Annotated in this window: 19 protein-coding genes; 11 read left to right on the forward strand and 8 right to left on the reverse strand. The window is 60.4% G+C overall.

Annotation, left to right across the window (positions count from 1 at the left end; translation table 11 throughout):
• Nucleotides 1-15 precede the first annotated feature (15 nt).
• The 4 genes from JFT85_RS08990 to JFT85_RS09005 all read right to left on the reverse strand — a co-directional run bounded on the left by JFT85_RS08990 (nucleotide 16) and on the right by JFT85_RS09005 (nucleotide 3,260).
• A complete protein-coding gene (locus tag JFT85_RS08990) occupies nucleotides 16-1,173 on the reverse strand; it encodes a phospholipase D-like domain-containing protein (RefSeq protein WP_069552638.1) in 1,158 nt (385 codons plus the stop codon).
• A 1-nt stretch (nucleotide 1,174) separates the two neighbouring features.
• Nucleotides 1,175-1,756 (reverse strand): YceI family protein, encoded by a 582-nt coding sequence (locus tag JFT85_RS08995; RefSeq protein WP_069552637.1) that lies wholly within the window; start codon nucleotides 1,754-1,756, stop codon nucleotides 1,175-1,177.
• 110 nt (nucleotides 1,757-1,866) lie between these two features.
• On the reverse strand, nucleotides 1,867-2,181 hold the full coding sequence (locus JFT85_RS09000; RefSeq protein WP_053254836.1) for a hypothetical protein: 315 nt from the start codon (nucleotides 2,179-2,181) through the stop codon (nucleotides 1,867-1,869).
• Complete coding sequence (locus JFT85_RS09005; RefSeq protein ID WP_053254835.1) at nucleotides 2,178-3,260, reverse strand: serine hydrolase domain-containing protein; 1,083 nt, start codon at nucleotides 3,258-3,260, stop codon at nucleotides 2,178-2,180. The genes JFT85_RS09000 and JFT85_RS09005 overlap by 4 nt, the downstream gene beginning before the upstream one ends.
• 335 nt (nucleotides 3,261-3,595) lie before the next feature.
• On the opposite strand from JFT85_RS09005, the gene olsB reads away from it, so the two are divergent.
• Entirely contained in the window at nucleotides 3,596-4,351 is a 756-nt protein-coding gene (gene olsB, locus JFT85_RS09010; RefSeq protein ID WP_053254834.1) for an L-ornithine N(alpha)-acyltransferase, read from the forward strand.
• Nucleotides 4,351-5,142, forward strand: coding sequence for a lysophospholipid acyltransferase family protein (locus JFT85_RS09015; protein WP_053254833.1), 792 nt, complete (start codon nucleotides 4,351-4,353; stop codon nucleotides 5,140-5,142). Before olsB ends, JFT85_RS09015 begins: the two co-directional genes overlap by 1 nt.
• A 109-nt stretch (nucleotides 5,143-5,251) precedes the next feature.
• Here JFT85_RS09015 and JFT85_RS09020 read toward each other — a convergent pair whose 3' ends face one another.
• Nucleotides 5,252-5,836, reverse strand: a complete 585-nt coding sequence (locus JFT85_RS09020) for an acyl carrier protein phosphodiesterase (protein WP_201229725.1) — start codon at nucleotides 5,834-5,836, stop codon at nucleotides 5,252-5,254.
• 154 nt (nucleotides 5,837-5,990) lie between these two features.
• Between JFT85_RS09020 and JFT85_RS09025 the strand changes: the two genes are divergently transcribed.
• The 3 genes from JFT85_RS09025 to JFT85_RS09035 are packed head-to-tail and all read left to right on the forward strand — an operon-like array spanning nucleotide 5,991 to nucleotide 8,585.
• Nucleotides 5,991-6,317, forward strand: a complete 327-nt coding sequence (locus JFT85_RS09025) for an ArsR/SmtB family transcription factor (protein WP_053254831.1) — start codon at nucleotides 5,991-5,993, stop codon at nucleotides 6,315-6,317.
• A gap of 14 nt (nucleotides 6,318-6,331) precedes the next feature.
• On the forward strand, nucleotides 6,332-7,498 hold the full coding sequence (locus JFT85_RS09030; protein ID WP_201229726.1) for an MFS transporter: 1,167 nt from the start codon (nucleotides 6,332-6,334) through the stop codon (nucleotides 7,496-7,498).
• Between the two features lie 31 nt (nucleotides 7,499-7,529).
• Entirely contained in the window at nucleotides 7,530-8,585 is a 1,056-nt protein-coding gene (locus tag JFT85_RS09035) for an alkene reductase (RefSeq protein ID WP_053254830.1), read from the forward strand.
• A 234-nt stretch (nucleotides 8,586-8,819) separates the two neighbouring features.
• Here the strand turns inward: JFT85_RS09035 and JFT85_RS09040 are convergent, their stop codons facing one another.
• Complete coding sequence (locus JFT85_RS09040; protein WP_053254829.1) at nucleotides 8,820-9,452, reverse strand: TetR family transcriptional regulator; 633 nt, start codon at nucleotides 9,450-9,452, stop codon at nucleotides 8,820-8,822.
• Nucleotides 9,453-9,738: 286 nt separating this feature from the next.
• Between JFT85_RS09040 and JFT85_RS09045 the strand changes: the two genes are divergently transcribed.
• From JFT85_RS09045 to adeC, 3 genes are read left to right on the forward strand one after another with little or no spacing between them, the layout of a single operon-like run.
• The gene (locus tag JFT85_RS09045) at nucleotides 9,739-10,893 is read left to right on the forward strand and encodes an efflux RND transporter periplasmic adaptor subunit (protein WP_053254828.1); all 1,155 of its coding nucleotides are present in this window, start codon (nucleotides 9,739-9,741) and stop codon (nucleotides 10,891-10,893) included.
• 3 nt (nucleotides 10,894-10,896) lie between these two features.
• Nucleotides 10,897-14,058 (forward strand): efflux RND transporter permease subunit, encoded by a 3,162-nt coding sequence (locus tag JFT85_RS09050; protein ID WP_053254827.1) that lies wholly within the window; start codon nucleotides 10,897-10,899, stop codon nucleotides 14,056-14,058.
• The gene (gene adeC, locus JFT85_RS09055; protein WP_053254826.1) at nucleotides 14,055-15,512 is read left to right on the forward strand and encodes an AdeC/AdeK/OprM family multidrug efflux complex outer membrane factor; all 1,458 of its coding nucleotides are present in this window, start codon (nucleotides 14,055-14,057) and stop codon (nucleotides 15,510-15,512) included. Before JFT85_RS09050 ends, adeC begins: the two co-directional genes overlap by 4 nt.
• A gap of 83 nt (nucleotides 15,513-15,595) precedes the next feature.
• On the opposite strand, the gene JFT85_RS09060 is transcribed toward adeC, so the two are convergent.
• Nucleotides 15,596-16,120, reverse strand: coding sequence for a hypothetical protein (locus JFT85_RS09060; RefSeq protein ID WP_201229727.1), 525 nt, complete (start codon nucleotides 16,118-16,120; stop codon nucleotides 15,596-15,598).
• A gap of 178 nt (nucleotides 16,121-16,298) precedes the next feature.
• On the opposite strand from JFT85_RS09060, the gene JFT85_RS09065 reads away from it, so the two are divergent.
• The 3 genes from JFT85_RS09065 to JFT85_RS09075 all read left to right on the forward strand — a co-directional run bounded on the left by JFT85_RS09065 (nucleotide 16,299) and on the right by JFT85_RS09075 (nucleotide 19,892).
• The gene (locus JFT85_RS09065; protein ID WP_053254824.1) at nucleotides 16,299-17,549 is read left to right on the forward strand and encodes an OprD family porin; all 1,251 of its coding nucleotides are present in this window, start codon (nucleotides 16,299-16,301) and stop codon (nucleotides 17,547-17,549) included.
• 83 nt (nucleotides 17,550-17,632) lie between these two features.
• Entirely contained in the window at nucleotides 17,633-18,523 is an 891-nt protein-coding gene (locus tag JFT85_RS09070; RefSeq protein WP_073637194.1) for a polysaccharide deacetylase family protein, read from the forward strand.
• Between the two features lie 235 nt (nucleotides 18,524-18,758).
• Nucleotides 18,759-19,892: a hypothetical protein gene (locus tag JFT85_RS09075; RefSeq protein ID WP_201229729.1), complete on the forward strand. Its 1,134-nt coding sequence runs from the start codon at nucleotides 18,759-18,761 to the stop codon at nucleotides 19,890-19,892.
• A 121-nt stretch (nucleotides 19,893-20,013) separates the two neighbouring features.
• On the opposite strand, the gene pcaC is transcribed toward JFT85_RS09075, so the two are convergent.
• Nucleotides 20,014-20,406, reverse strand: coding sequence for a 4-carboxymuconolactone decarboxylase (gene pcaC, locus JFT85_RS09080; protein ID WP_024073913.1), 393 nt, complete (start codon nucleotides 20,404-20,406; stop codon nucleotides 20,014-20,016).
• Nucleotides 20,407-20,409 lie beyond the last annotated feature (3 nt).

Consider the following 20,409-nt stretch of genomic DNA (forward strand, 5'->3'; position numbering starts at 1 on the left):
ACAGGCGGGGGTGAATTACCCCCGCCGATCCAACAGATTCACCACCAACCGATCAATCCATCCCCACAGCCGCTGCTTCACGCGCCGCCATAACGGCCGCGCCTTCCACGCCTCCAGACTCACCGCCTGGCTCTGGGCAAAATCGCGCTCGAAACTGCCCGCCACGGCCAGCGTCAACTCAGGGTCCAGTGCCTCCAGGTTGGCTTCCAGATTGAAGCGCAAGTTCCAATGGTCGAAATTGCACGAACCGATGCTTACCCAATCATCCACCAGCACCATTTTGAGGTGCAAAAAGCACGGCTGGTATTCAAAGATCTGCACACCCGCGCGCAACAAGCGCGGGTAATAACGGTGCCCGGCGTAACGTACGGAGGGGTGATCGGTGCGCGGACCGGTGAGCAGCAAACGCACATCCACACCGCGTCCGGCCGCACGGCGCAACGCACGGCGCACGCCCCAAGTCGGCAGAAAATACGGGGTCGCCAGCCAGACCCGTCGCTGGCTTTTGTTCAATGCGCGAATCAGCGACTGCAAAATATCGCGGTGCTGGCGGGCGTCGGCATAGGCCACGCGGCCAAGACCCGGCCCGGCCGCAGGCACCTTGGGCAGGCGCGGCAAACCAAAGTGGGTGGAGGGCTTCCACGCGCGGCGCGCCACATTGGCGTGCCATTGACGTTCGAACAGGGCTTGCCAGTCCAGCACCAGCGGGCCGCTGATTTGCACCATCACTTCATGCCACTCGGCGGTGTCTTGCCCCGGCGTCCAGAACTCATCCGTGACGCCCGTACCGCCGACCAGCGCGATACTCTGGTCGATCAGCAACAGTTTGCGGTGGTCGCGGTACAGGTTGCGCACCCAACCCCGCCAGCTCAAACGATTGTAAAAGCGCAGCTCCACGCCCGCGTCGGTCAGGCGTTTGCGCAGCCCCAGCGTAAACGCCAGACTGCCGTAATCATCAAACAGGCAACGCACGCCCACGCCGCGTTCGGCGGCCAGCACCAACGCCTGCACCATGGCGTCGGCGCATGCACCGGCTTCCACCAGGTACAACTCCAATTCGACCTGCCGCTCGGCGCGGGCAATGCCCACCAACATCTGCGGGAAGAAATTCGGCCCGTCGACCAGCAACTCGAACCGGTTGGCGCTGCGCCACGGAAACACTGCGCCGCTCATCTCAGCGCGCCGTAAAGATCAGTACCGCACCCACCGGCACCGACAAACTGATCGACTTAAGCCCCGCCGCCTTACGCAACGCCGCCACGCCCGGCGCCAGCTCGAAATCCTCGGCATGCAACACCACCGGCTCCAGGGTTACCACCTGGAAACGCCGGTCATCCAGGCGGGTGGCCAACAACTCGGCGCTGTAGGTCTGGGTCTTGCCATGCAGGGTGACGCTCAGAGGCAGGCGCAATTCCACTTGCGCGCCGGGGGCCAGGTCATTAATCGGTTGCAGGTTGATCTGCGCGCGGATCAACGCTTCAGGGAAGGTTTTGATCTGGAACAGCTCATTGCGCATACGCTCATCGCGCAGCGGGATGCCGCTGTTGATCGACTCGAGCTCCACTTCCACTTGCGCTGCGCCCTGGCTGTCGACTTTGCCGTGCAATACCAAAAAGCGCTGCACTTCAGCGATTTCGGTATTTTTGGTGGTCACGAACGACAGCCGTGAGGATTCGTTATCCAGGTACCAATCGGCGTGGGCAGGCAGGGCTGCACAGGTCAGCAGCGTGAAAGCCAAAGGTTTGGCATTGAACATAAAGACTCATGGGGAAAAAAACCTGGACGAACCTTAAGCGCAATGTCACAAACGGCGCAAATCCAATGTGGGCGCTGGCTTGCCTGCGCCCACATTGGATTTTGGGTATTTCAGGGATTCAAGCGACAGCCTTGGCGCTCACCCAACCACCTTGCCGTGTGCGTACGCCCCAACCCACTCGCCGTGACCTCACTGCGTTCCGGCGTGTCGATGAAGCGGCTGACGGGCACGTACTGCTTCACATAGCCGAGGCAATAGGCCGCCGGATTGTTCTCCACGTACCGGCACGAGCAATACTCCTTGGCCGTGTACGCCGCGATGATGTCAGGGAAGGCTTGCAGGTTGACGCGCTCGTGCCACACCCAGCCCAGCAGGGCGAGTAATAGCAGCAGGAAAACGCTGATAACCGGGTGACGGCGGATCATGGCTGCACCGCCGCCAGCACGCGTTTGAGCAACTCATTGTGGCGGTAGCTGCCATCGCGGTCATCGCCGTAGCGCACGATCACCAGGTGTTCATCCGGCATCACAAACAACGCCTGGCCCCAGTGGCCGAGAGCGGCGAACGTGTCGGCCGGCGCATCGGGCCACGGTCGGCGGGCGCCCTGCACTTCGCGGTTGAGCCACCATTGGCCGCCGGGGACGGCTTCGTCCTGGCCTGGCTGGTATTTGTCGAAGGGTTGGCGGTTGAAAGCGACCCACTCTTTGGGCAGCAATTGCTGCTCACCCCAACGACCGTCGCGCGCCATCAGCAGGCCGACGCGTGCCAGGTCGCGTGCGGTGAGGTAGGCGTAGGACGAGGCGACAAAGGTTTCGTCGGCGTCGGTTTCCCAGGTGGCGTTATGAATGCCCAGCGGCTTGAACAGCGCCTCCCACGGGTAATCCACATAGGCCTTGTGGCCGAGCATGCCTTTGAGGGTGGCGGACAAAATAGCGCTGTCACCGCTGGAATATCGGAAGGCCTGGCCCGGTGCTGCGGCGGCCTCGGTATCGGCGGCGAACTCGGCCATGTCGGCGCGGCCACGGGTGTAGAGCATCGCCACCACCGAGGATTTCAGCGGGGCGTATTCATAGTCTTCCTGCCAGTCCAGGCCCGAGGCCCAGTGCAGCAGGTCGGCCAGGGTCACCTTGGGGTGTTGTTTCATCGGTGGGTAGAAGCGCGCCGCCGGGTCGCTGAGTTTGAAGCGGTGTTCGCCGTAGGCCACGCCGAGCACGGTGGCCATCAGGCTTTTGCTCACCGACCAGGTCAGGTGCGGCGTGTCGGCGGTGGTGGGTGCGGCGTAGCGTTCGTAGATGATCACACCATCGCGGATCACCAGCAGCGCGTCGGTGCGGATGCCCTGGCGGGTGGCGTCGTCACGGGTTGGAAAAGCGTAGGCATTGAGGGCGTCAACAGCGGCACCGTCGAGCGGTGTGCCCTTGGCCCACGCCTTGTCAGGCCAGGTTTCGGCGTGGGCGGTGACGGTGACTAACAGCAGGGCAACACACAACAGGCCTCGGACCATGGGCACGAACTCAAGGGGGGCATTCAAGCCCGCGAGCCTAGCCTGGATGAGTGACAGTTTTGCTACGCGAGTCTTGAGTGGGTGCCTGTTAATTGTGGGAGGGGCCTTGCTCCCGATGGCAGTGGCTCAGTCAGCTGATCTGTAACTGATCCACCGTCATCGGGAGCAAGCCCCCTCCCACATTTGGATCGCGCTGCATCCGGTAGCAGACGCCCTGCCGCGGCTGTCATCTAAGCGTCACTGGAACTTCATGGAGATGACACCGAGCCTACATAGCCTGAGTTTGGACAAACAAGTCGACCGGCCGGAACGTGGCTGGCACTCGGAGATTCGCCATGACTCAGATCGCCCGCATCAGCGACACCGGCAATGAACGCCGTCTGCAAGCCGAACGCCTGATTGGCGCACAGGCTTTGCAGGAAGCCCAGGCCCTGCGGTTCAACGTGTTCAGCGGCGAGTTCAACGCCAAGCTGAAAGGCGCGGAACTGGGTCTGGACATGGATGACTATGATGTTCACTGCAGCCACATTGGCGTGCGTGACTTGAACAGCGGTCGATTGGTGGCCACCACCCGTTTACTCGATCACCAGGCTGCCAGCACCTTGGGCCGGTTCTACAGCGAAGAAGAATTCAGCCTGCATGGCTTGCGGCACCTGCAAGGGCCGATCCTGGAAATCGGCCGCACCTGCGTCGACCCGGCCTACCGCAATGGCGGCACCATTGCGGTGTTGTGGGGCGAGTTGGCGGAAGTCTTGAATCAGGGTGGCTACAGCTATTTGATGGGCTGCGCGAGCATCCCGATGCACGACGGCGGCATCCAGGCCCACGCGATCATGCAGCGCCTGCGCGAACGCTACCTGTGCAACGAACACTTGCGCGCCGAGCCGAAAAAACCACTGCCGGCGCTGGACCTGCCGACCAACGTGATCGCGGAAATGCCGCCGCTGCTCAAGGCCTATATGCGCCTGGGTGCGAAGATCTGCGGCGAGCCGTGCTGGGATGAAGATTTCCAGGTGGCCGACGTGTTCATCCTGCTCAAGCGCGATGAGTTGTGCCCGCGTTACGCACGCCACTTCAAGGCGGCCATGTAATGGGCCGCCTGCGTGTGTACGGGCGCATCGCCCGAGTGCTGCTGGTGGTCGCGCTGGGCTTGAGCATGGCCAGTGTGTTCGGTGTGTTCGAGCGTTTGGGTGTGGCCAACTCAATGGTGCGGCGCCAGCGCTGGTCGCGGTTTTTCATGGCGCGGCTGACCAACGCCCTGCCCTTTCGCGTGACAGTCCACGGTGAGTTGCCGCAAACGCCGATGCTGTGGGTGAGCAATCACGTGTCCTGGACCGATATTCCGCTGCTGGGCATGGTCACGCCGATGTCGTTTTTGTCCAAGGCCGAAGTGCGCACCTGGCCGGTGGCCGGCTGGTTGGCGGCCAAGGCCGGTAGCCTGTTTATCCGCCGGGGTTCGGGCGACAGCCAGTTGATCCGCAAGCAGATGACCCGTCACCTGGAACAACAGCACCCGCTGCTGATGTTCCCTGAGGGCACCACCACCGACGGGCGCAGCCTGCGCACCTTTCACGGACGCTTGCTGGCCAGTGCGATTGATGCAGACGTGTCACTGCAACCGGTGGCGATCCGTTACCTGCGCGACGGGCAAGTGGACCCGCTGGCACCGTTTATCGGCGATGACGATTTGCTCTCGCACCTGATGCGCCTGTTTGCCAATGACCAGGGCGATGTGGAAATCCATGTGCTCACGCCGATTGCCTGTGCCGGGCAGGAACGCGCAGCGCTGGCGTTCCAGGCGCAACAGGCGGTTCAGAAAGCGTTGTTTGGGCCGTTGCCGGAAACTGAGCACGTGGCGGTGCGACCGGCGTTTGCGGCCTAAAGCGGGCACGGTTAAAAAATGTGAGAGCGGGCTTGCTCGCGAATGCAGTCTGTCAGCAACAAATAGGCTGACTGATACAGCGCATTCGCGAGCAAGCCCGCTCCCACATTTAGATCCCACTCATCAGTTGGGCTTGTGCGAATTTCTGCAATTCGGGGTAGAACACCCGGAAGTCTTCGCTCAACGGCTCATACAGCACCCGCAACTCCTGCATCGCATGGCCCAACTCCTCGGGCTGGGTCAACCGCCGCGAGATCCCCCGCAACACTTGCTCCATTACCGCGAACTCTCGGTATGAGCCCAGCCAATCATCCGCTGCCATATACGGTGCAATCTGCGCCAGCCGCCCCGGCAACTGGGGCTCGGCGGCGAGTACGCGGTACACCTGTGACGTGAAGTGCTCCAGAGGCTGCTCGGCATACAGCGCCCAATCCCGCGCCAGGCAGTGGTCGAAAAACACATCGAGGACGATCCCGGCGTAGCGCTTGCGGGTCAGGCTGAAGCGTGACAACGCCGCGCCTACCAGCGGGTGGCTGTCGGTGAAACGGTCAATGGAGCGATGCAACTGAATCGCCGACTCGATTTGCGGGCTGAACTGCCCCTGCAGCCGGCCTTTGACGAAATCACCATAGAGGCTGCCCAGCAGTTGTGCAGGAAGTTGGCCGCCCAGGTGCAGATGTGCGAGATAATTCATGGCGCGCAGTTTAGCACTGCCGTCAACGTATCGTTATAACCCGATATACCGATTTGATCTGGCTTAAGACCAAAATCATATTGGTATATCGGGATATACCGATTTAAAGTTCGCTTCATCGCGATATAACGCTTTACGAAACCGAGCAACCGCCATGTCCATCGACCTCGACGAAATAATAAAAGCACTGGCACACCCAGTACGACGAGACATTCTCACCTGGCTCAAAGACCCGAAAGTGCAGTTCCCAGAGCAATTGCACAACCACGAATACGGCATCTGCGCCGGGCAGATCGACCAGCGCTGCGGCTTGTCCCAGTCGACCGTGTCGGCCCACCTGGCCACCCTGCAACGCGCCGGGTTGATCAGCAGCCAGAAGGCCGGGCAGTGGCACTTTTTCAAGCGTAACGAGGAAGTGATCCAAGCATTCCTCGCGGCACTCACGACTGAACTCAGCGCCGAAATCATCGAACCGCTGTAACCAAGGACACGCAAATGCCCCTCTCGCTACTCATACTGGCCCTGAGCGCCTTCGCCATCGGCACCACCGAGTTCGTCATCATGGGCTTGCTGCCCGACGTGGCGGCGGACTTGGGCGTGTCGATTCCCGGCGCCGGCTGGCTGGTCACCGGCTACGCCCTGGGCGTGGCCATCGGCGCGCCCTTCATGGCACTGGCCACCGCCAAGCTGCCACGCAAGGCCGCCCTGGTAGCGTTGATGGGCATCTTTATTGTCGGCAACCTGCTCTGTGCGCTGGCCAGTGATTACAACGTGCTGATGTTTGCCCGTGTGGTCACCGCGCTGTGCCACGGTGCCTTCTTTGGTATCGGTTCGGTGGTCGCCGCCAACCTGGTGCCGGCCAACAAGCGCGCGTCGGCGGTAGCCTTGATGTTCACCGGCCTGACCCTGGCCAATGTACTCGGCGTACCGCTGGGCACCGCGCTGGGTCAGGAAGCCGGCTGGCGCTCGACCTTCTGGGCAGTGACCGTCATTGGTGTGGTGGCGCTGATCGGCCTGATCCGTTTCCTGCCGGCCAAGCGCGACGAAGAAAAACTCGACATGCGCGCCGAACTGGCCGCCCTCAAGGGCGCCGGCATCTGGTTGTCGCTGACCATGACCGCGCTGTTCGCCGCCTCCATGTTCACCCTCTTCACGTATGTCGCACCACTGCTTGGCGACGTCACCGGCGTGTCGCCCAAAGGCGTGACCTGGACCCTGCTGTTGATCGGCCTGGGCCTCACCGTGGGCAACATCATCGGCGGCAAGCTGGCGGACAAACGCCTGGCGGCCACCCTGATCGGCGTGTTCATCAGCATGGCGGTGGTCTCCACGGTGTTGACCTGGACCAGCGTCGCGGTGATCCCGACTGAAATCACCCTGTTCCTGTGGGCCACCGCCTCGTTCGCTGCCGTACCGGCGCTGCAAATCCACGTGGTGACCTTCGGCAAGGCGGCACCGAACCTGGTGTCCACCTTGAACATCGGCGCCTTCAACATCGGCAACGCCCTGGGCGCCTGGGTTGGCGGCAGTGTGATTGCCCACGGTTTCGGCCTGACCAGCGTGCCTCTGGCCGCTGCGGCCCTGGCGATTCTTGCCTTGCTGGTGACCTTGATTACTTTCCGTCAGAGCGGCGATGCCGACCTGGCCCCTGCGACCAACTGATCAATCCACTTAAAGAGAAGGGTGTTATCCCATGACGACTATTTTCGATCCGATCAAACTGGGCGACCTGGAACTGTCGAACCGCATCATCATGGCACCGCTGACCCGCTGCCGCGCCGATGCCGGTCGCGTACCCAACGCGCTGATGGCCGAGTATTACGTGCAACGCGCTTCCGCCGGGCTGATCCTCAGCGAAGCCACGTCCGTGACGCCGCTGGGCGTGGGCTACCCGGACACGCCGGGCATCTGGTCCAACGACCAAGTGCGCGGCTGGGCCAATGTGACCAAGGCCGTGCATGGCGCGGGTGGCAAGATTGTCCTGCAACTGTGGCACGTTGGCCGGATCTCCCACGCGTCCTACCTGAACGGCGAAACCCCGGTGGCACCGAGCGCCATCCAGCCAAAAGGTCACGTGAGCCTGGTGCGCCCATTGGCCGACTACCCAACCCCACGCGCCCTGGAAACCGCTGAAATCGCCGACATCGTCGACGCTTACCGCGTCGGTGCCGAAAACGCCAAGGCTGCAGGTTTTGACGGCGTGGAGATCCACGGCGCCAACGGTTACCTGCTCGACCAGTTCCTGCAGAGCAGCACCAACAAACGTACCGACAACTACGGTGGTTCCCTGGAAAACCGTGCGCGCCTGCTGCTGGAAGTGACCGACGCGGCCATCGAAGTCTGGGGCGCCGGCCGTGTGGGTGTGCACCTGGCACCGCGCGCCGACTCCCATGACATGGGCGACGACAACCTGGCCGAAACCTTCACCTACGTTGCCAGCGAACTGGGCAAGCGGGGTATCGCGTTCATTTGCTCGCGTGAAAAAGAAGCCGGCGACAGCCTCGGCCCACAACTGAAAAAAGCTTTCGGCGGCGCTTACATTGCCAACGAACGCTTCACCAAAGACAGCGCCAATGCCTGGCTGGCTTCCGGCAAGGCTGATGCGGTGGCCTTCGGCGTACCGTTCATTGCCAACCCGGACCTGCCGGCGCGCCTGAAGGCCGATGCGCCATTAAATGAAGCGCACCCGGAAACCTTCTACGCCAAGGGCCCGGTCGGCTACATCGACTACCCGACACTGGCAATTTGATGTAATCCGCTGAAACGAAAAAGCCCCAGTTCGAAGGAACCGGGGCTTTTTCATTGGGGCCGGGAAACATTCCTTTACAGCCTTGCAACAATATCGCTACAAAATACTTAGGCGGCTACCTATCAACCGCCCGCCAGCCCGTATATAAAGTCACCCCACCAATCGTCCGAAGGGACGATGGACTGTGTCTCGTCTTTACTGTTGACACAACTGGAAGTAATTACGCATTTTGTCTTAATTGCGCAGGCTGGGGCTCAGGCGCAGCATGTCCAGCCCCGCATCAACCCAGCGTTCAGCCTGCTGATGCAGTTGAAAACTGTCGGGCACCAGAAGCCACTGGCCAATGATCCCGTTGATATAGGCATGTATGCACACCGCCCCACGGGTGGTGTCGAGATTTTCCGGAAGTTGCCCGCGATGGATCGCGTTACGCAAGGTCAGGCCAATACGCAGGTTGCATTCCAGGCTATGGGTCTGGCGCTGGCGACGCATGTCACACATTTCATCGGTGAACTCGCACTTATGAAACAAAATCTCGTTGATGCGCCGGGTTTTCGGGTCCAGAGCCACCTGATGAAACAAATGAATCAACAGCTTGCGCATGCAGCCAAGCGGGTCGACTTCATCCTCGCTTTCACTGGCCCGCGCCAACTCGTCCAACGGTTCGTGCAGGGTGTCGAGCAGTGCCTGCAGCAAATCGGACTTGTTACTGAAATGCCAATAGATAGCCCCGCGCGTCACCCCGGCCAACGCGGCGATGTCCGCCAACGTAGTCCGCGCGACGCCGCGCTCATAAAAGGCTTGCTCGGCGGCCTGGAGAATCTGGCTGCGCGTTTCCTGAGCTTCCTCTTTGGTGCGACGAACCATGGCAGTAAAACCTCAATCAGAACACTTGGGACTATCGGTAACGCTGCTTTAATAGGCGGTAACGATCATCTGAATAATTGTGGGACGACACCGTCTTGGGCACCGAACGTACTAAAATCGAGGCTTTCGGGGCTGCTTTGTCAACAACCTGCGAAGCCTGTCAAGAGTTTACAAACAACCATGAACGTAAGTATATTGCGTAGCAAGCTACTTATCTACTCACAGCTTGTTTTTTACCCTTCCACACTTCTTGTGCGCATTCTGCGCGCCTGACCCGAGGATCTTCATGCAACTTAAGCCAGCTGTTACCGCTCTGGTCACTGCCGTCGCCCTGGCATCGCTGCTCAGCGGATGTAAAAAGGAAGAAGCGGCTCCGCCCGCTCAAACCCCTCAGGTCGGCGTGGTCACCATTCAACCGCAAGCCTTTACCCTGACCACCGAGCTGCCGGGCCGCACCACGGCTTACCGCATCGCGGAGGTTCGTCCTCAGGTCAATGGCATCATTCTCAAGCGCCTGTTCAAGGAAGGCGGCGACGTGAAGGAAGGGCAACAGCTCTACCAGATCGACCCGTCGGTGTATGAAGCCACCCTGAAAAGCGCACAAGCGAGCCTGACCCAAACCAAGTCAATCACTGACCGCTACAAGCAGTTGGTCGATGAGCAAGCTGTCAGCCGTCAGGAATACGACACCGCCGTCGCCAACCGCATGACGTCCGAAGCCAATGTGCAAACCGCCCAGATCAATGTGCGCTACACCAAAGTGTTCGCGCCGATCTCCGGGCGTATTGGCCGCTCTTCGGTCACCGAAGGCGCACTGGTGAGCAATGGCCAGGCCGATGCCATGGCCGTGATCCAGCAACTGGACCCGATCTACGTCGACGTCACGCAGTCCTCGGCAGAAATGCTCAAACTGCGCCGCGACCTGGCAAGCGGCCAGCTGGAAAAATCCGGCGAAAACGCGGCCAAGGTCAAGCTGACCCTGGAAGACGGCACCGCTTACGGCCAGGACGGCAAGCTGGAGTTCTCCGAAGTGTCGGTCGACCAGACCACCGGTTCCGTGACCCTGCGCGCCGTGTTCCCGAACCCTGACCACACCCTGCTGCCGGGCATGTTCGTCCACGCCCAGCTGCAAGCCGGCGTGAACAGCAAGGCTATCCTGGCACCGCAACAAGGCGTGACCCGCGACCTGAAGGGCACGCCAACGGCGCTGATCGTCAACGCCGACAACAAGGTCGAGCAACGTGAGCTGGTGGCCAACCGTACGTACGGCGCCTACTGGCTGGTGGAAAAAGGCCTGAACGCCGGCGACCGTGTGATCACCGAAGGCTTGCAGTACGTCAAGCCGGGCGTCGAGGTCAAGGTCAAGGCAGCCGACAACGCTAAGCCTGCTGACGCTGGCACTGCTGCTGCTCCTGCTGCCGCTGCTGGCAAAGGGGAGTAACCCATGTCGAAATTTTTTATCGACCGCCCCATTTTCGCCTGGGTTATTGCCCTGGTGATCATGCTGGTCGGGGCACTTTCGATCATGAAGTTGCCCATCAACCAATACCCGGCCATCGCGCCGACCGCCATCGACATCCAGGTGACCTACCCAGGCGCGTCCGCACAAACCGTGCAGGACACCGTGGTGCAGGTCATCGAGCAACAGCTCAACGGTATCGACAACCTGCGTTATGTTTCCTCGGACAGTAACTCCGACGGCAGCATGACCATCACCGTGACGTTCAACCAGGGTACCAACCCGGATATCGCCCAGGTTCAGGTGCAGAACAAGCTGAACCTGGCCACCCCGCTGCTGCCGCAAGAAGTGCAGCAACAGGGTATCCGCGTGACCAAGTCGGTGAAGAACTTCCTGATGGTGATCGGTCTGGTGTCGGAAGACGGCAGCATGACCAAGGACGACCTGTCCAACTACATCGTGTCGAACATCCAGGACCCGATTTCGCGGACTGCGGGTGTCGGTGACTTCCAGGTGTTCGGTTCGCAGTACGCGATGCGTATCTGGCTGGACCCGGGCAAGCTGAACAACTACCAGCTCACGCCGGTGGATGTCAGCACGGCGATTTCCGCACAGAACGTACAGGTGGCCACCGGCCAACTGGGCGGCCTGCCTGCCCTGCCCGGCACCCAGTTGAACGCCACGATCATCGGCAAGACCCGCCTGCAGACGGCCGAGCAGTTCGGCAATATCCTGATGAAGGTCAATACCGACGGTTCACAGGTACGCCTGAAGGATGTCGCCCGTATTGAGCTCGGTGGCCAGAACTACAGCATTGCTGCGCAGTTCAACGGCAAGCCGGCTTCCGGTATGGCGATCAAGCTGGCGTCGGGCGCCAACGCCCTGGACACCGGCAAGGCCATCCGCGCCACCGTCGCGTCGCTCGAACCGTTCTTCCCGCCTGGCATGAAGGCGGTGGTGCCGTATGACACCACCCCAGTCGTAACCGAATCGATCTCCGGTGTTGTCGACACCCTGGTCGAAGCGATCGTGCTGGTGTTCCTGGTGATGTTCCTGTTCCTGCAGAACTTCCGCGCGACCATCATCACCACCATGACCGTACCGGTGGTGTTGCTGGGTACCTTCGGGATCCTGGCTGCGTTCGGCTTCACCATCAACACCCTGACCATGTTCGGCATGATCCTGGCCATCGGCTTGCTGGTGGATGACGCCATCGTCGTGGTGGAAAACGTCGAGCGGGTGATGGCCGAGGAGCACCTGTCGCCCAAGGAGGCGACGGTCAAGTCCATGGGCCAGATCCAGGGTGCCCTGGTGGGTATTGCCCTGGTACTGTCGGCGGTGCTGTTGCCGATGGCGTTCTTCGGTGGTTCCACCGGTGTGATTTACAAACAGTTCTCCATCACCATCGTTTCGGCCATGGCGTTGTCGGTACTGGTTGCGCTGATCTTCACCCCGGCCTTGTGCGCCACCATGCTCAAGCCGATCGACCCGGAAAAACACGGCCAACCCAAGCGTGGTTTCTTCGGCTGGTTCAACCGCACCTTCGACCGTGGCGTACTGAGCTACGAGCGCGGCGTGGGTAACATGATCAAGCACAAGATCCCGGCGTTCCTGGTGTACGCACTGATCATCGCCGGCATGATCTGGCTGTTCATGCGCATCCCTGCGGCGTTCCTGCCCGATGAAGACCAGGGCGTGATCTTTGCCCAGGTGCAGACGCCGGTCGGTTCTACGGCTGAACGTACGCAAAAAGTCATCGACGACATGCGCACATTCCTGCTCAACGACAAGGAAGGCGAGCCAGGCGAAGGCAAAGGCGTGAAATCGGTGTTTACCGTAAACGGCTTTAACTTCGCCGGTCGCGGCCAAAGTTCGGGCCTGGCCTTTGTGATGCTCAAACCGTGGGGCGAGCGTGACGCTTCCACCTCGGTGTTCGAGATCGCCAAGCGCGCCCAGGGTTACTTCATGCAGACATTCAAGGACGCCATGGTATTTGCCATCGTTCCGCCGTCTGTACTGGAGCTGGGTAACGCCACCGGCTTCGACGTGTTCCTGCAAGACCAGGGCGGTGTCGGCCACGATAAACTGATGGCGGCGCGTAACCAGTTCCTGGGTATGGCAGCACAAAGCAAGATTCTGGCAGGTGTGCGCCCCAACGGCGTGAACGATGAGCCGCAGTACGAGCTCACCGTCGACGACGAGAAGGCCAGTGCCCAAGGCATCACCCTGTCGAATATCAACCAGACCCTGGCGATCGCCCTGGGTGGCAGCTACGTCAACGACTTCATCGACCGTGGTCGGGTGAAGAAGGTGTACGTGCAAGGTGACGCCGCCAGCCGCATGTCGCCTGAAGACCTGAACAAATGGTACGTGCGCAGCGACTCCGGGAAGATGGTGCCGTTGTCCGCCATCGCGTCGGGCAAGTGGATCTACGGTTCGCCGAAACTCTCGCGCTACAACGGTGTTGCGGCGATGGAAATCCTCGGCACCCCGGCGCCGGGCTACAGTACCGGTGACGCCATGGCCGAAGTCGAGCGTATCGCCAAGCAACTGCCGGCAGGTGTTGGCTATGCGTGGACCGGCCTGTCGTATGAAGAACGTCTGTCCGGCTCCCAGGCACCTGCGCTGTACGCCTTGTCGCTGCTGGTGGTGTTCCTCTGCCTCGCGGCACTGTACGAAAGTTGGTCGATCCCGATTGCGGTGATCCTGGTAGTGCCCCTCGGGGTTGTGGGTGCGTTGATGGCGACCAGCATGCGCGGGTTGTCCAACGACGTGTTCTTCCAGGTGGGCCTGTTGGTGACGGTGGGCCTGGCGGCGAAAAACGCCATCCTGATCGTGGAGTTTGCCAAGGAGCTTCACGAACAAGGCAAAGGCATCGTCGAGGCGGCCATCGAGGCGTCCCGCATGCGTCTGCGGCCGATCATCATGACCTCCATGGCGTTCGTCCTCGGCGTATTGCCACTGGCGATCTCCAGCGGCGCAGGCTCAGGCAGCCAGCATGCAATCGGTACCGGCGTAATTGGCGGTATGATCACCGCCACCGTCCTGGCGATCTTCTGGGTCCCACTGTTCTTCGCGACCGTATCGGCCGCGGGCGAACGTAAAAAGACGGTTACTACTGAAACTCCTAAAGAGGCTGGCCAATGAGCAAGTCGCTACTTTCCCTAGCCGTCACGGCATTCGTGCTCAGTGGCTGCTCGCTGATACCTGACTATCAGCGCCCTGAAGCACCGGTGGCTGCTCAGTTCCCGCAAGGGCCGGCGTATTCGTCGGCCCAGGCGCCGGGCCAGGCCGCTGCCGAGCAAGGCTGGAAGCAGTTTTTCCACGACCCTGCCCTGCAACAGCTGATCCAGACTGCGCTGGTGAACAACCGTGACCTGCGTGTCGCGGCCTTGAACATCGACGCCTACGCGGCGCAATACCAGATCCAGCGTGCCGACCTGTTCCCGGCCGTTTCGGCAACCGGCAGCGGCAGCCGTTCGCGCACCCCGGCCAAACTGTCGCAAAGCGGCGAATCGACCATCGCCAGCCAATACTCGGCGGGCCTGGGGATCAGCTCGTATGAACTGGACCTGTTCGGCCGCGTGCGCAGCCTGAGTGAAGAAGCCCTGCAAAAGTACTTCGCCACTGAAGAAGCGCGGCGCAGCACCCAGATCAGCCTGGTGGCCAGTGTGGCCAACGCCTACCTGACCTGGCAGGCCGACAAGGAACTGCTCAAGCTGACCCAGGAAACCCTGGGCGCATTCGAGCAGAGCTACAAGCTCACCACGCGCAGTAACGAAGTTGGCGTGGCCTCGGCCCTCGACCTCAGCCAGGCGCGCACCTCGGTGGAAAATGCCCGCGTGCAATTGGCGCGGTATACCCGCCAGGTGGCTCAGGACGAAAACAGCCTGACCCTGTTGCTGGGCACTGGCCTGCCGGCGAATATCGCCAGCAAGCCGCTGTCGGATGACCTGCTCAGCGAAGTGCCGGCCGGGTTGCCCTCCGACCTGCTGCAACGTCGTCCCGACATTGTGCAGGCCGAGTACAACCTCAAGGCTGCCAACGCCAATATCGGTGCGGCGCGTGCTGCGTTCTTCCCAAGCATCAGCCTGACCGCCAGCGCCGGCACTGCCAGCCCGACGCTGGGCGGCCTGTTCAAAGGCGGCTCGGGTACTTGGTCGTTCGCCCCGCAGATCAACATCCCGATCTTCAACGCCGGTAGCCTGCGCGCAAGCCTGGACTACTCGAAGATCCAGAAAGAGATCAACGTGGCCAACTACGAGAAGGCGATTCAGACCGGCTTCCAGGAAGTTTCCGACGGCCTCGCCGCGCGTGAGACCTACAAGCAGCAGCTGGATGCCCAGCGTGGTTTTGTCGCCGCCAACCAGGATTACTACCGCCTGGCCGAGCGTCGCTACCGCATTGGTGTCGACAGCAACCTGACCTTCCTCGACGCCCAACGCCAGCTGTTCAGTGCCCAGCAATCGCTGATCACCGACCGCCTGGCGCAGCTGAACAGCGAGGTCAACCTGTACAAGGCCCTCGGCGGTGGCTGGAATGAGCAGACCGCGAAGAACGAGCCGTTGAAAGAAGAAGCACCGGCACTGAAGTTGTTCTGATCGTGCTGTTGTGAAAAAAACCGCTTCCCTCACAGGAAGCGGTTTTTTTATATCCCGACATATTGGTCATCATCCCAATGAGCCTAGGTACTGACCTGCAGCGTCGAGCACTTGAGCTCCATCTCGTTACCGTCATCGTCATCCCAACCGATCGAGAAGCTGACATTGATCGATGTCTTGCCGGCTTTGTCGGTGTAGATGTGATTGACGTCTAAATTGCCCCAATAAATGTCGGGGAGGTGCTCAAGGTAGCCTTCCAAACCAAAGCGGGCCCTCACTGGCAAGGATTTCGGACCGATGGGATAGGTCATTCCCGGTTTCAACGGGAGCGCGTCAGCCTCAAGGGTCAACTCATTATTGGCGCCAGGCTTGCTTTGAATCCCCAGGCGAATGCACAGCTGAACGCCCTCGATGCAGGACTGCAACTCAAGGTTGTCGAAGTTAATCGGAATCGGCTTCTTGTGCGCAATGGTCAGGCTGGCGTCGAACTCATCCGAAGACGTTAAACACTGACCCACATATGATCCAAAATTCATGAGCTCTTCTCCCTTAAACACTTGGAAAGCAACGGCTGCCGCCACGAAAATAGGCGCTTGAATACACGGCATCTACTGTTAAACCTGACAGTAGACACCGGCCCCCATACGCCAGAAGCTGACGATTTGACGCGCCACAATTGCGTTCGATCATCGCCCACAACCCGCCCTCCCCCACTTTCATCGCCCCCACACCGCCAAGCACCATGGCCGGCACCTGCATAACCCCAATAACAACAGGTCCACCACCATGAGCACTTTCCACCCGCGCCAGCTATTGCTGGCGACCGCTGTCGCCAGCCTTGCCCTACCCGTGGTCGCCGAGGAACACGGTTTTCTCGAAGACGCCAGCGCCAACCTCAACATGCGCAACTTCTTCTTCAACCGCAATTACACCAACCCGACCAAAGCCCAGGGCGGCGCGCAGGAGTGGACGCAAAGTTTCATCCTCGACGCCAAGTCCGGCTTTACTCAGGGCACCGTCGGTTTCGGGCTGGATGTATTGGGTATGTACTCACAAAAGCTTGATGGCGGGCGCGGCACCGGTGGCACCCAGTTGTTGCCGCTGGACCACGACGGCCGACCGGCGGATAACTTCGGGCGCCTCGGCGTTGCCTTTAAAACGCGGATTTCGAAGACCGAACTGAAGGTCGGCGAGTGGATGCCAGTGCTGCCTATCCTGCGCGCGGACGACGGCCGCTCCCTGCCGCAAACCCTGCGCGGCGGGCAAATTACCTCCAGGGAAATTGCCGGCCTGACCCTTTATGGCGGGCAGTTCCGGGCCAACAGCCCGCGCGATGACAGCAGCATGTCGGACATGTCGATGACCGGCAAAGCCGCTTTCACCTCCGACCGTTTCAACTTCCAGGGCGGCGAATACGCGTTCAATGACAAGCGCACCCAAATCGGCGTGTGGAACGCCCAGCTCAAGGACATCTACAGCCAGCAATACATCAACCTGACCCACAGCCAGCCCATCGGCGACTGGACCTTGGGCGCCAATCTCGGCTTTTTCTATGGCAAGGATGACGGCAGCGCCCGCGCAGGAGACCTGGACAACAAGACCTGGTCCGGCCTGTTTTCCGCTCGCTACGGGGGCAACACGTTCTACGTCGGCCTGCAAAAACTCACCGGCAACAGTGCCTGGATGCGCGTCAACGGCACCAGCGGTGGCACCCTGGCCAACGACAGTTACAACTCCAGCTACGACAACGCCCAGGAGAAATCCTGGCAAGTGCGCCACGACTACAACTTCGCCGCCCTCGGCGTACCGGGCCTGACGCTGATGAACCGCTATATCAGCGGCAGTAATGTGCACACCGGGACCATCACCGACGGCAAGGAATGGGGCCGCGAGAGCGAATTGGGCTACACCGTGCAAAGCGGCGCACTCCGGGACCTCAACGTACGCTGGCGCAATTCGACGATGCGCAGGGACTACAGCAACAACGAGTTCGACGAAAACAGGTTGATCGTCAGCTACCCGATAAGTCTGCTGTAAACCGGCGTCGGACTTGCTGTATGGTTCGCGCCTGCCGCTGCTGATTCGCCCAGCAGCGGCCTCCATTCGAGCCCGTGCACACCATGAAATCTTTCGCCATCGCAATCGCCCTGGCGCTGAGCCTCAGCGGCTGTATTAGTGCGCCTATTGCCTTGACGCCGCAGACCACAGAGCGTCTGCAGGCCCAGGCGCCGATCCGTTTTCTGCTGACCTTCGATGACGGCCCCAGCGCCTCCGGCTATAACAACCCGAGCCGCTCGGTGATGGCCGATCTTGCGAAAAACCCGGTGCTGCCGGGCATCAAGGCGGTGTTCTTCCTGCAGACCGAAGCCTCCCGTTCCGGCGGTAACCCGCGGGGGCACAAGACCATGGAACGCGAATACGCCGCCGGGCATGTCCTGGCCTTCCACACGGCCACGGCGTTTCATACCAACCACCGCTGGCTGAATGACGCCGAACTTGAACGCACGCTCACCCAGGGTGCAGCCGACATTGCGTCGATCACTGGCGCCTCACCGGCGCTGGTACGCCCGCCCTTCTGGAACTACGACAAGCGCACTTTCGCTGCCTACCAGCGCCACGGCATGCACGTATTGTTGACGGACCTGAGTGCCAATGACGGCAAGATCTGGGGCTTCAACGGCAGCCCGCGTCGGCGCGCGAATTTGTATCGGCAACTGTCGGTAGTCCGCGAGCGCATTGCGCTGGGTGAGTTACCGACCGTCGACGGTGTGATACCGGTGGTGGTGACCTTCCACGATATCAACCGCTACACCGCGCGGCATATGCAGGAGTATCTACAGATCCTGATGGACAGTGCCCGGATCAACGGCATGAAGACCGCCGCCGAGCCGTTCTACACCGAGCATGCCGCGCTGGAACGCGCAGCACTGGCGCGCACGGTGAAGGATGTCAATGAACCCGTGCAGTTGCCAGGTGCGTGGAGTTGGATATGGGACGCAGATTCACACTGACACACCCGCCAGCCTTCGCAGGGCATTTATTGTGGACACGTAGTCCCCTTCAGGCGCCCCCGCCTGACTATTCATCAACAGCCGACCGGCTATAAATCCAAAGCACGTGTAGGAATATGAAACAAGTAGTGCTGGAACGCAGAGACCTTGCCTTCCCACTACCGGATCAGTAGCCCGCGAACTTACTGCGGACTACGTGACCCCTTATATTCCCGACCGCCAAAAGGACTTATCCATGTCGCCTGTATCCTCGCTGCATCGCTATTCGCCCATTCATTTCGGCCCTAACGAAAAGACCACTAAAGCAGATAAAAAACACTCAGGGTCAGCACGTACGCTTCATCGCGCAGACGCTAACTTTCTACCGTCCAGCAGCGGCAAAAAAAAAGCATCAACGCATGGTAGAGCGATCACATCGCTTACCGGCCAGCGCATTCACACCTTAATGGATAAGCCCGCAGCCACCGCACTCACCGCCCCTGCATCGCAGCCCATGGAATCGCGCGCAATCACAGAAGTTCCACGCGCACCTACCAGCCCCCCGGTCACTCACACCTACGACAACGGCAATGTGCGGATCACCTCGGCGACGGCCCATGAGGGCAGCTTTCACGGCGCGCCCATGGTGCGCAATAAAGTCACGATCGAAACCGGTAATAGCGCAGACAAGGTCCACTTGAAGAGCCTGCCGGATATCGGCGTCGTCGCAGAAATAAACGACAGGCGCTACTTGCTGCCCATTCAGAATGCTGGCGGCATGACCGAACTGGTGGAAATAAAAACCAATGGGGGCGATGACCACGTCCAGATCGCGGACGACATCTGGTTCCAGACCACCGTCAGTCTTAACGACCAGCACTCAGTCTCCGGGATAAATGGATACACCTCCGCCCCCGAGTCCTCGGGACTGAAAACGTTCTCGCAGCAAGACATCATCGCCATCGCGCCTCATCTGCAAAAAAATGCCGAATTCAAACACGGCGAGACTACTTTCAAGTTTTCGCCTAACGAAAACCCGAGGCAGTTTGGCGATGGGGTCATGCAAATTATCACCGGCGCGGGTAATGACACCCTTCGTATCAGTGTGGGGCCAGACAACTCATTGATGGCTGAGGTGAATGGGCAGAAGTTTCTCCTGCCGATTAAAAATGATCCCGCCGGCGGTTCCAGGCTTTTCCTACAGGCCGGCGACGGTGACGATAAAGTCACCATTGATTCCAATGTAAAAAATTATGCGTTTATCAATATGGGCGATGGTAAAGCAGGCACGCTGTACAGCGGTGGGGGGTTTGTTTCCGGCGAAGAAGAACCTGGCTTGAAACGGCGTTATCACCCACAGAACTATAACCCCGTTCAAGCAAGCGCCTGAATCGCGTAAGGCACGACCTCACGACTCGCGGTGTGTATTGGCGACATCGTGAAAGCGTGCAAAGCGAAGACCTTCGTAACAAAAACCCGCCTGACCTGCGCCAGGCGGGTTTTCGCTCCACTTACTCGCGCGACTCGACGCCCAACTCATCCCACACCGACTCGGCCAAGTGAAACGTCGCGTTCGCCGCCGGGATCCCGCAGTAGATCGCGCTCTGCATCAGCACCTCCTTGATCTCGGCGCGGGTCACGCCGTTACTGGCGGCAGCACGTAGATGCAATTTCAGCTCTTCACTGCGGTTCATGCCAATCAGCATGGCGATGGTGATCAGGCTGCGGGTATGCCGAGGCAGGCCCGGGCGGGTCCAGATATCACCCCAGGCATGGCGAGTAATCATTTCCTGGAACTCGCTGTTGAACTCGGTCAGGGCATTGAGGCTGCGGTCGACATGGGCGTCGCCCAACACCTCGCGGCGCACTTGCAGGCCATCGGCATAACGTTGTTTCTCGTCCACAAA

It is taken from the genome of Pseudomonas sp. TH04, assembly GCF_016651355.1.
Taxonomy (GTDB): domain Bacteria; phylum Pseudomonadota; class Gammaproteobacteria; order Pseudomonadales; family Pseudomonadaceae; genus Aquipseudomonas; species Aquipseudomonas fluorescens.

Coding starts and splice junctions, on each gene's coding strand:
- olsB (WP_053254834.1), top strand. CDS start 3,596: ATGACTCAGATCGCCCGCATCAGCGACACCGGCAATGAACGCCGTCTG.
- JFT85_RS09015 (WP_053254833.1), top strand. CDS start 4,351: ATGGGCCGCCTGCGTGTGTACGGGCGCATCGCCCGAGTGCTGCTGGTG.
- JFT85_RS08990 (WP_069552638.1), bottom strand. CDS start 1,173: ATGAGCGGCGCAGTGTTTCCGTGGCGCAGCGCCAACCGGTTCGAGTTG.
- JFT85_RS08995 (WP_069552637.1), bottom strand. CDS start 1,756: ATGTTCAATGCCAAACCTTTGGCTTTCACGCTGCTGACCTGTGCAGCC.
- JFT85_RS09070 (WP_073637194.1), top strand. CDS start 17,633: ATGAAATCTTTCGCCATCGCAATCGCCCTGGCGCTGAGCCTCAGCGGC.
- JFT85_RS09020 (WP_201229725.1), bottom strand. CDS start 5,836: ATGAATTATCTCGCACATCTGCACCTGGGCGGCCAACTTCCTGCACAA.
- JFT85_RS09030 (WP_201229726.1), top strand. CDS start 6,332: ATGCCCCTCTCGCTACTCATACTGGCCCTGAGCGCCTTCGCCATCGGC.
- JFT85_RS09060 (WP_201229727.1), bottom strand. CDS start 16,120: ATGCCGTGTATTCAAGCGCCTATTTTCGTGGCGGCAGCCGTTGCTTTC.
- adeC (WP_053254826.1), top strand. CDS start 14,055: ATGAGCAAGTCGCTACTTTCCCTAGCCGTCACGGCATTCGTGCTCAGT.
- JFT85_RS09045 (WP_053254828.1), top strand. CDS start 9,739: ATGCAACTTAAGCCAGCTGTTACCGCTCTGGTCACTGCCGTCGCCCTG.
- JFT85_RS09075 (WP_201229729.1), top strand. CDS start 18,759: ATGTCGCCTGTATCCTCGCTGCATCGCTATTCGCCCATTCATTTCGGC.
- JFT85_RS09000 (WP_053254836.1), bottom strand. CDS start 2,181: ATGATCCGCCGTCACCCGGTTATCAGCGTTTTCCTGCTGCTATTACTC.
- JFT85_RS09035 (WP_053254830.1), top strand. CDS start 7,530: ATGACGACTATTTTCGATCCGATCAAACTGGGCGACCTGGAACTGTCG.
- JFT85_RS09005 (WP_053254835.1), bottom strand. CDS start 3,260: ATGGTCCGAGGCCTGTTGTGTGTTGCCCTGCTGTTAGTCACCGTCACC.
- JFT85_RS09065 (WP_053254824.1), top strand. CDS start 16,299: ATGAGCACTTTCCACCCGCGCCAGCTATTGCTGGCGACCGCTGTCGCC.
- JFT85_RS09050 (WP_053254827.1), top strand. CDS start 10,897: ATGTCGAAATTTTTTATCGACCGCCCCATTTTCGCCTGGGTTATTGCC.
- JFT85_RS09040 (WP_053254829.1), bottom strand. CDS start 9,452: ATGGTTCGTCGCACCAAAGAGGAAGCTCAGGAAACGCGCAGCCAGATT.
- JFT85_RS09025 (WP_053254831.1), top strand. CDS start 5,991: ATGTCCATCGACCTCGACGAAATAATAAAAGCACTGGCACACCCAGTA.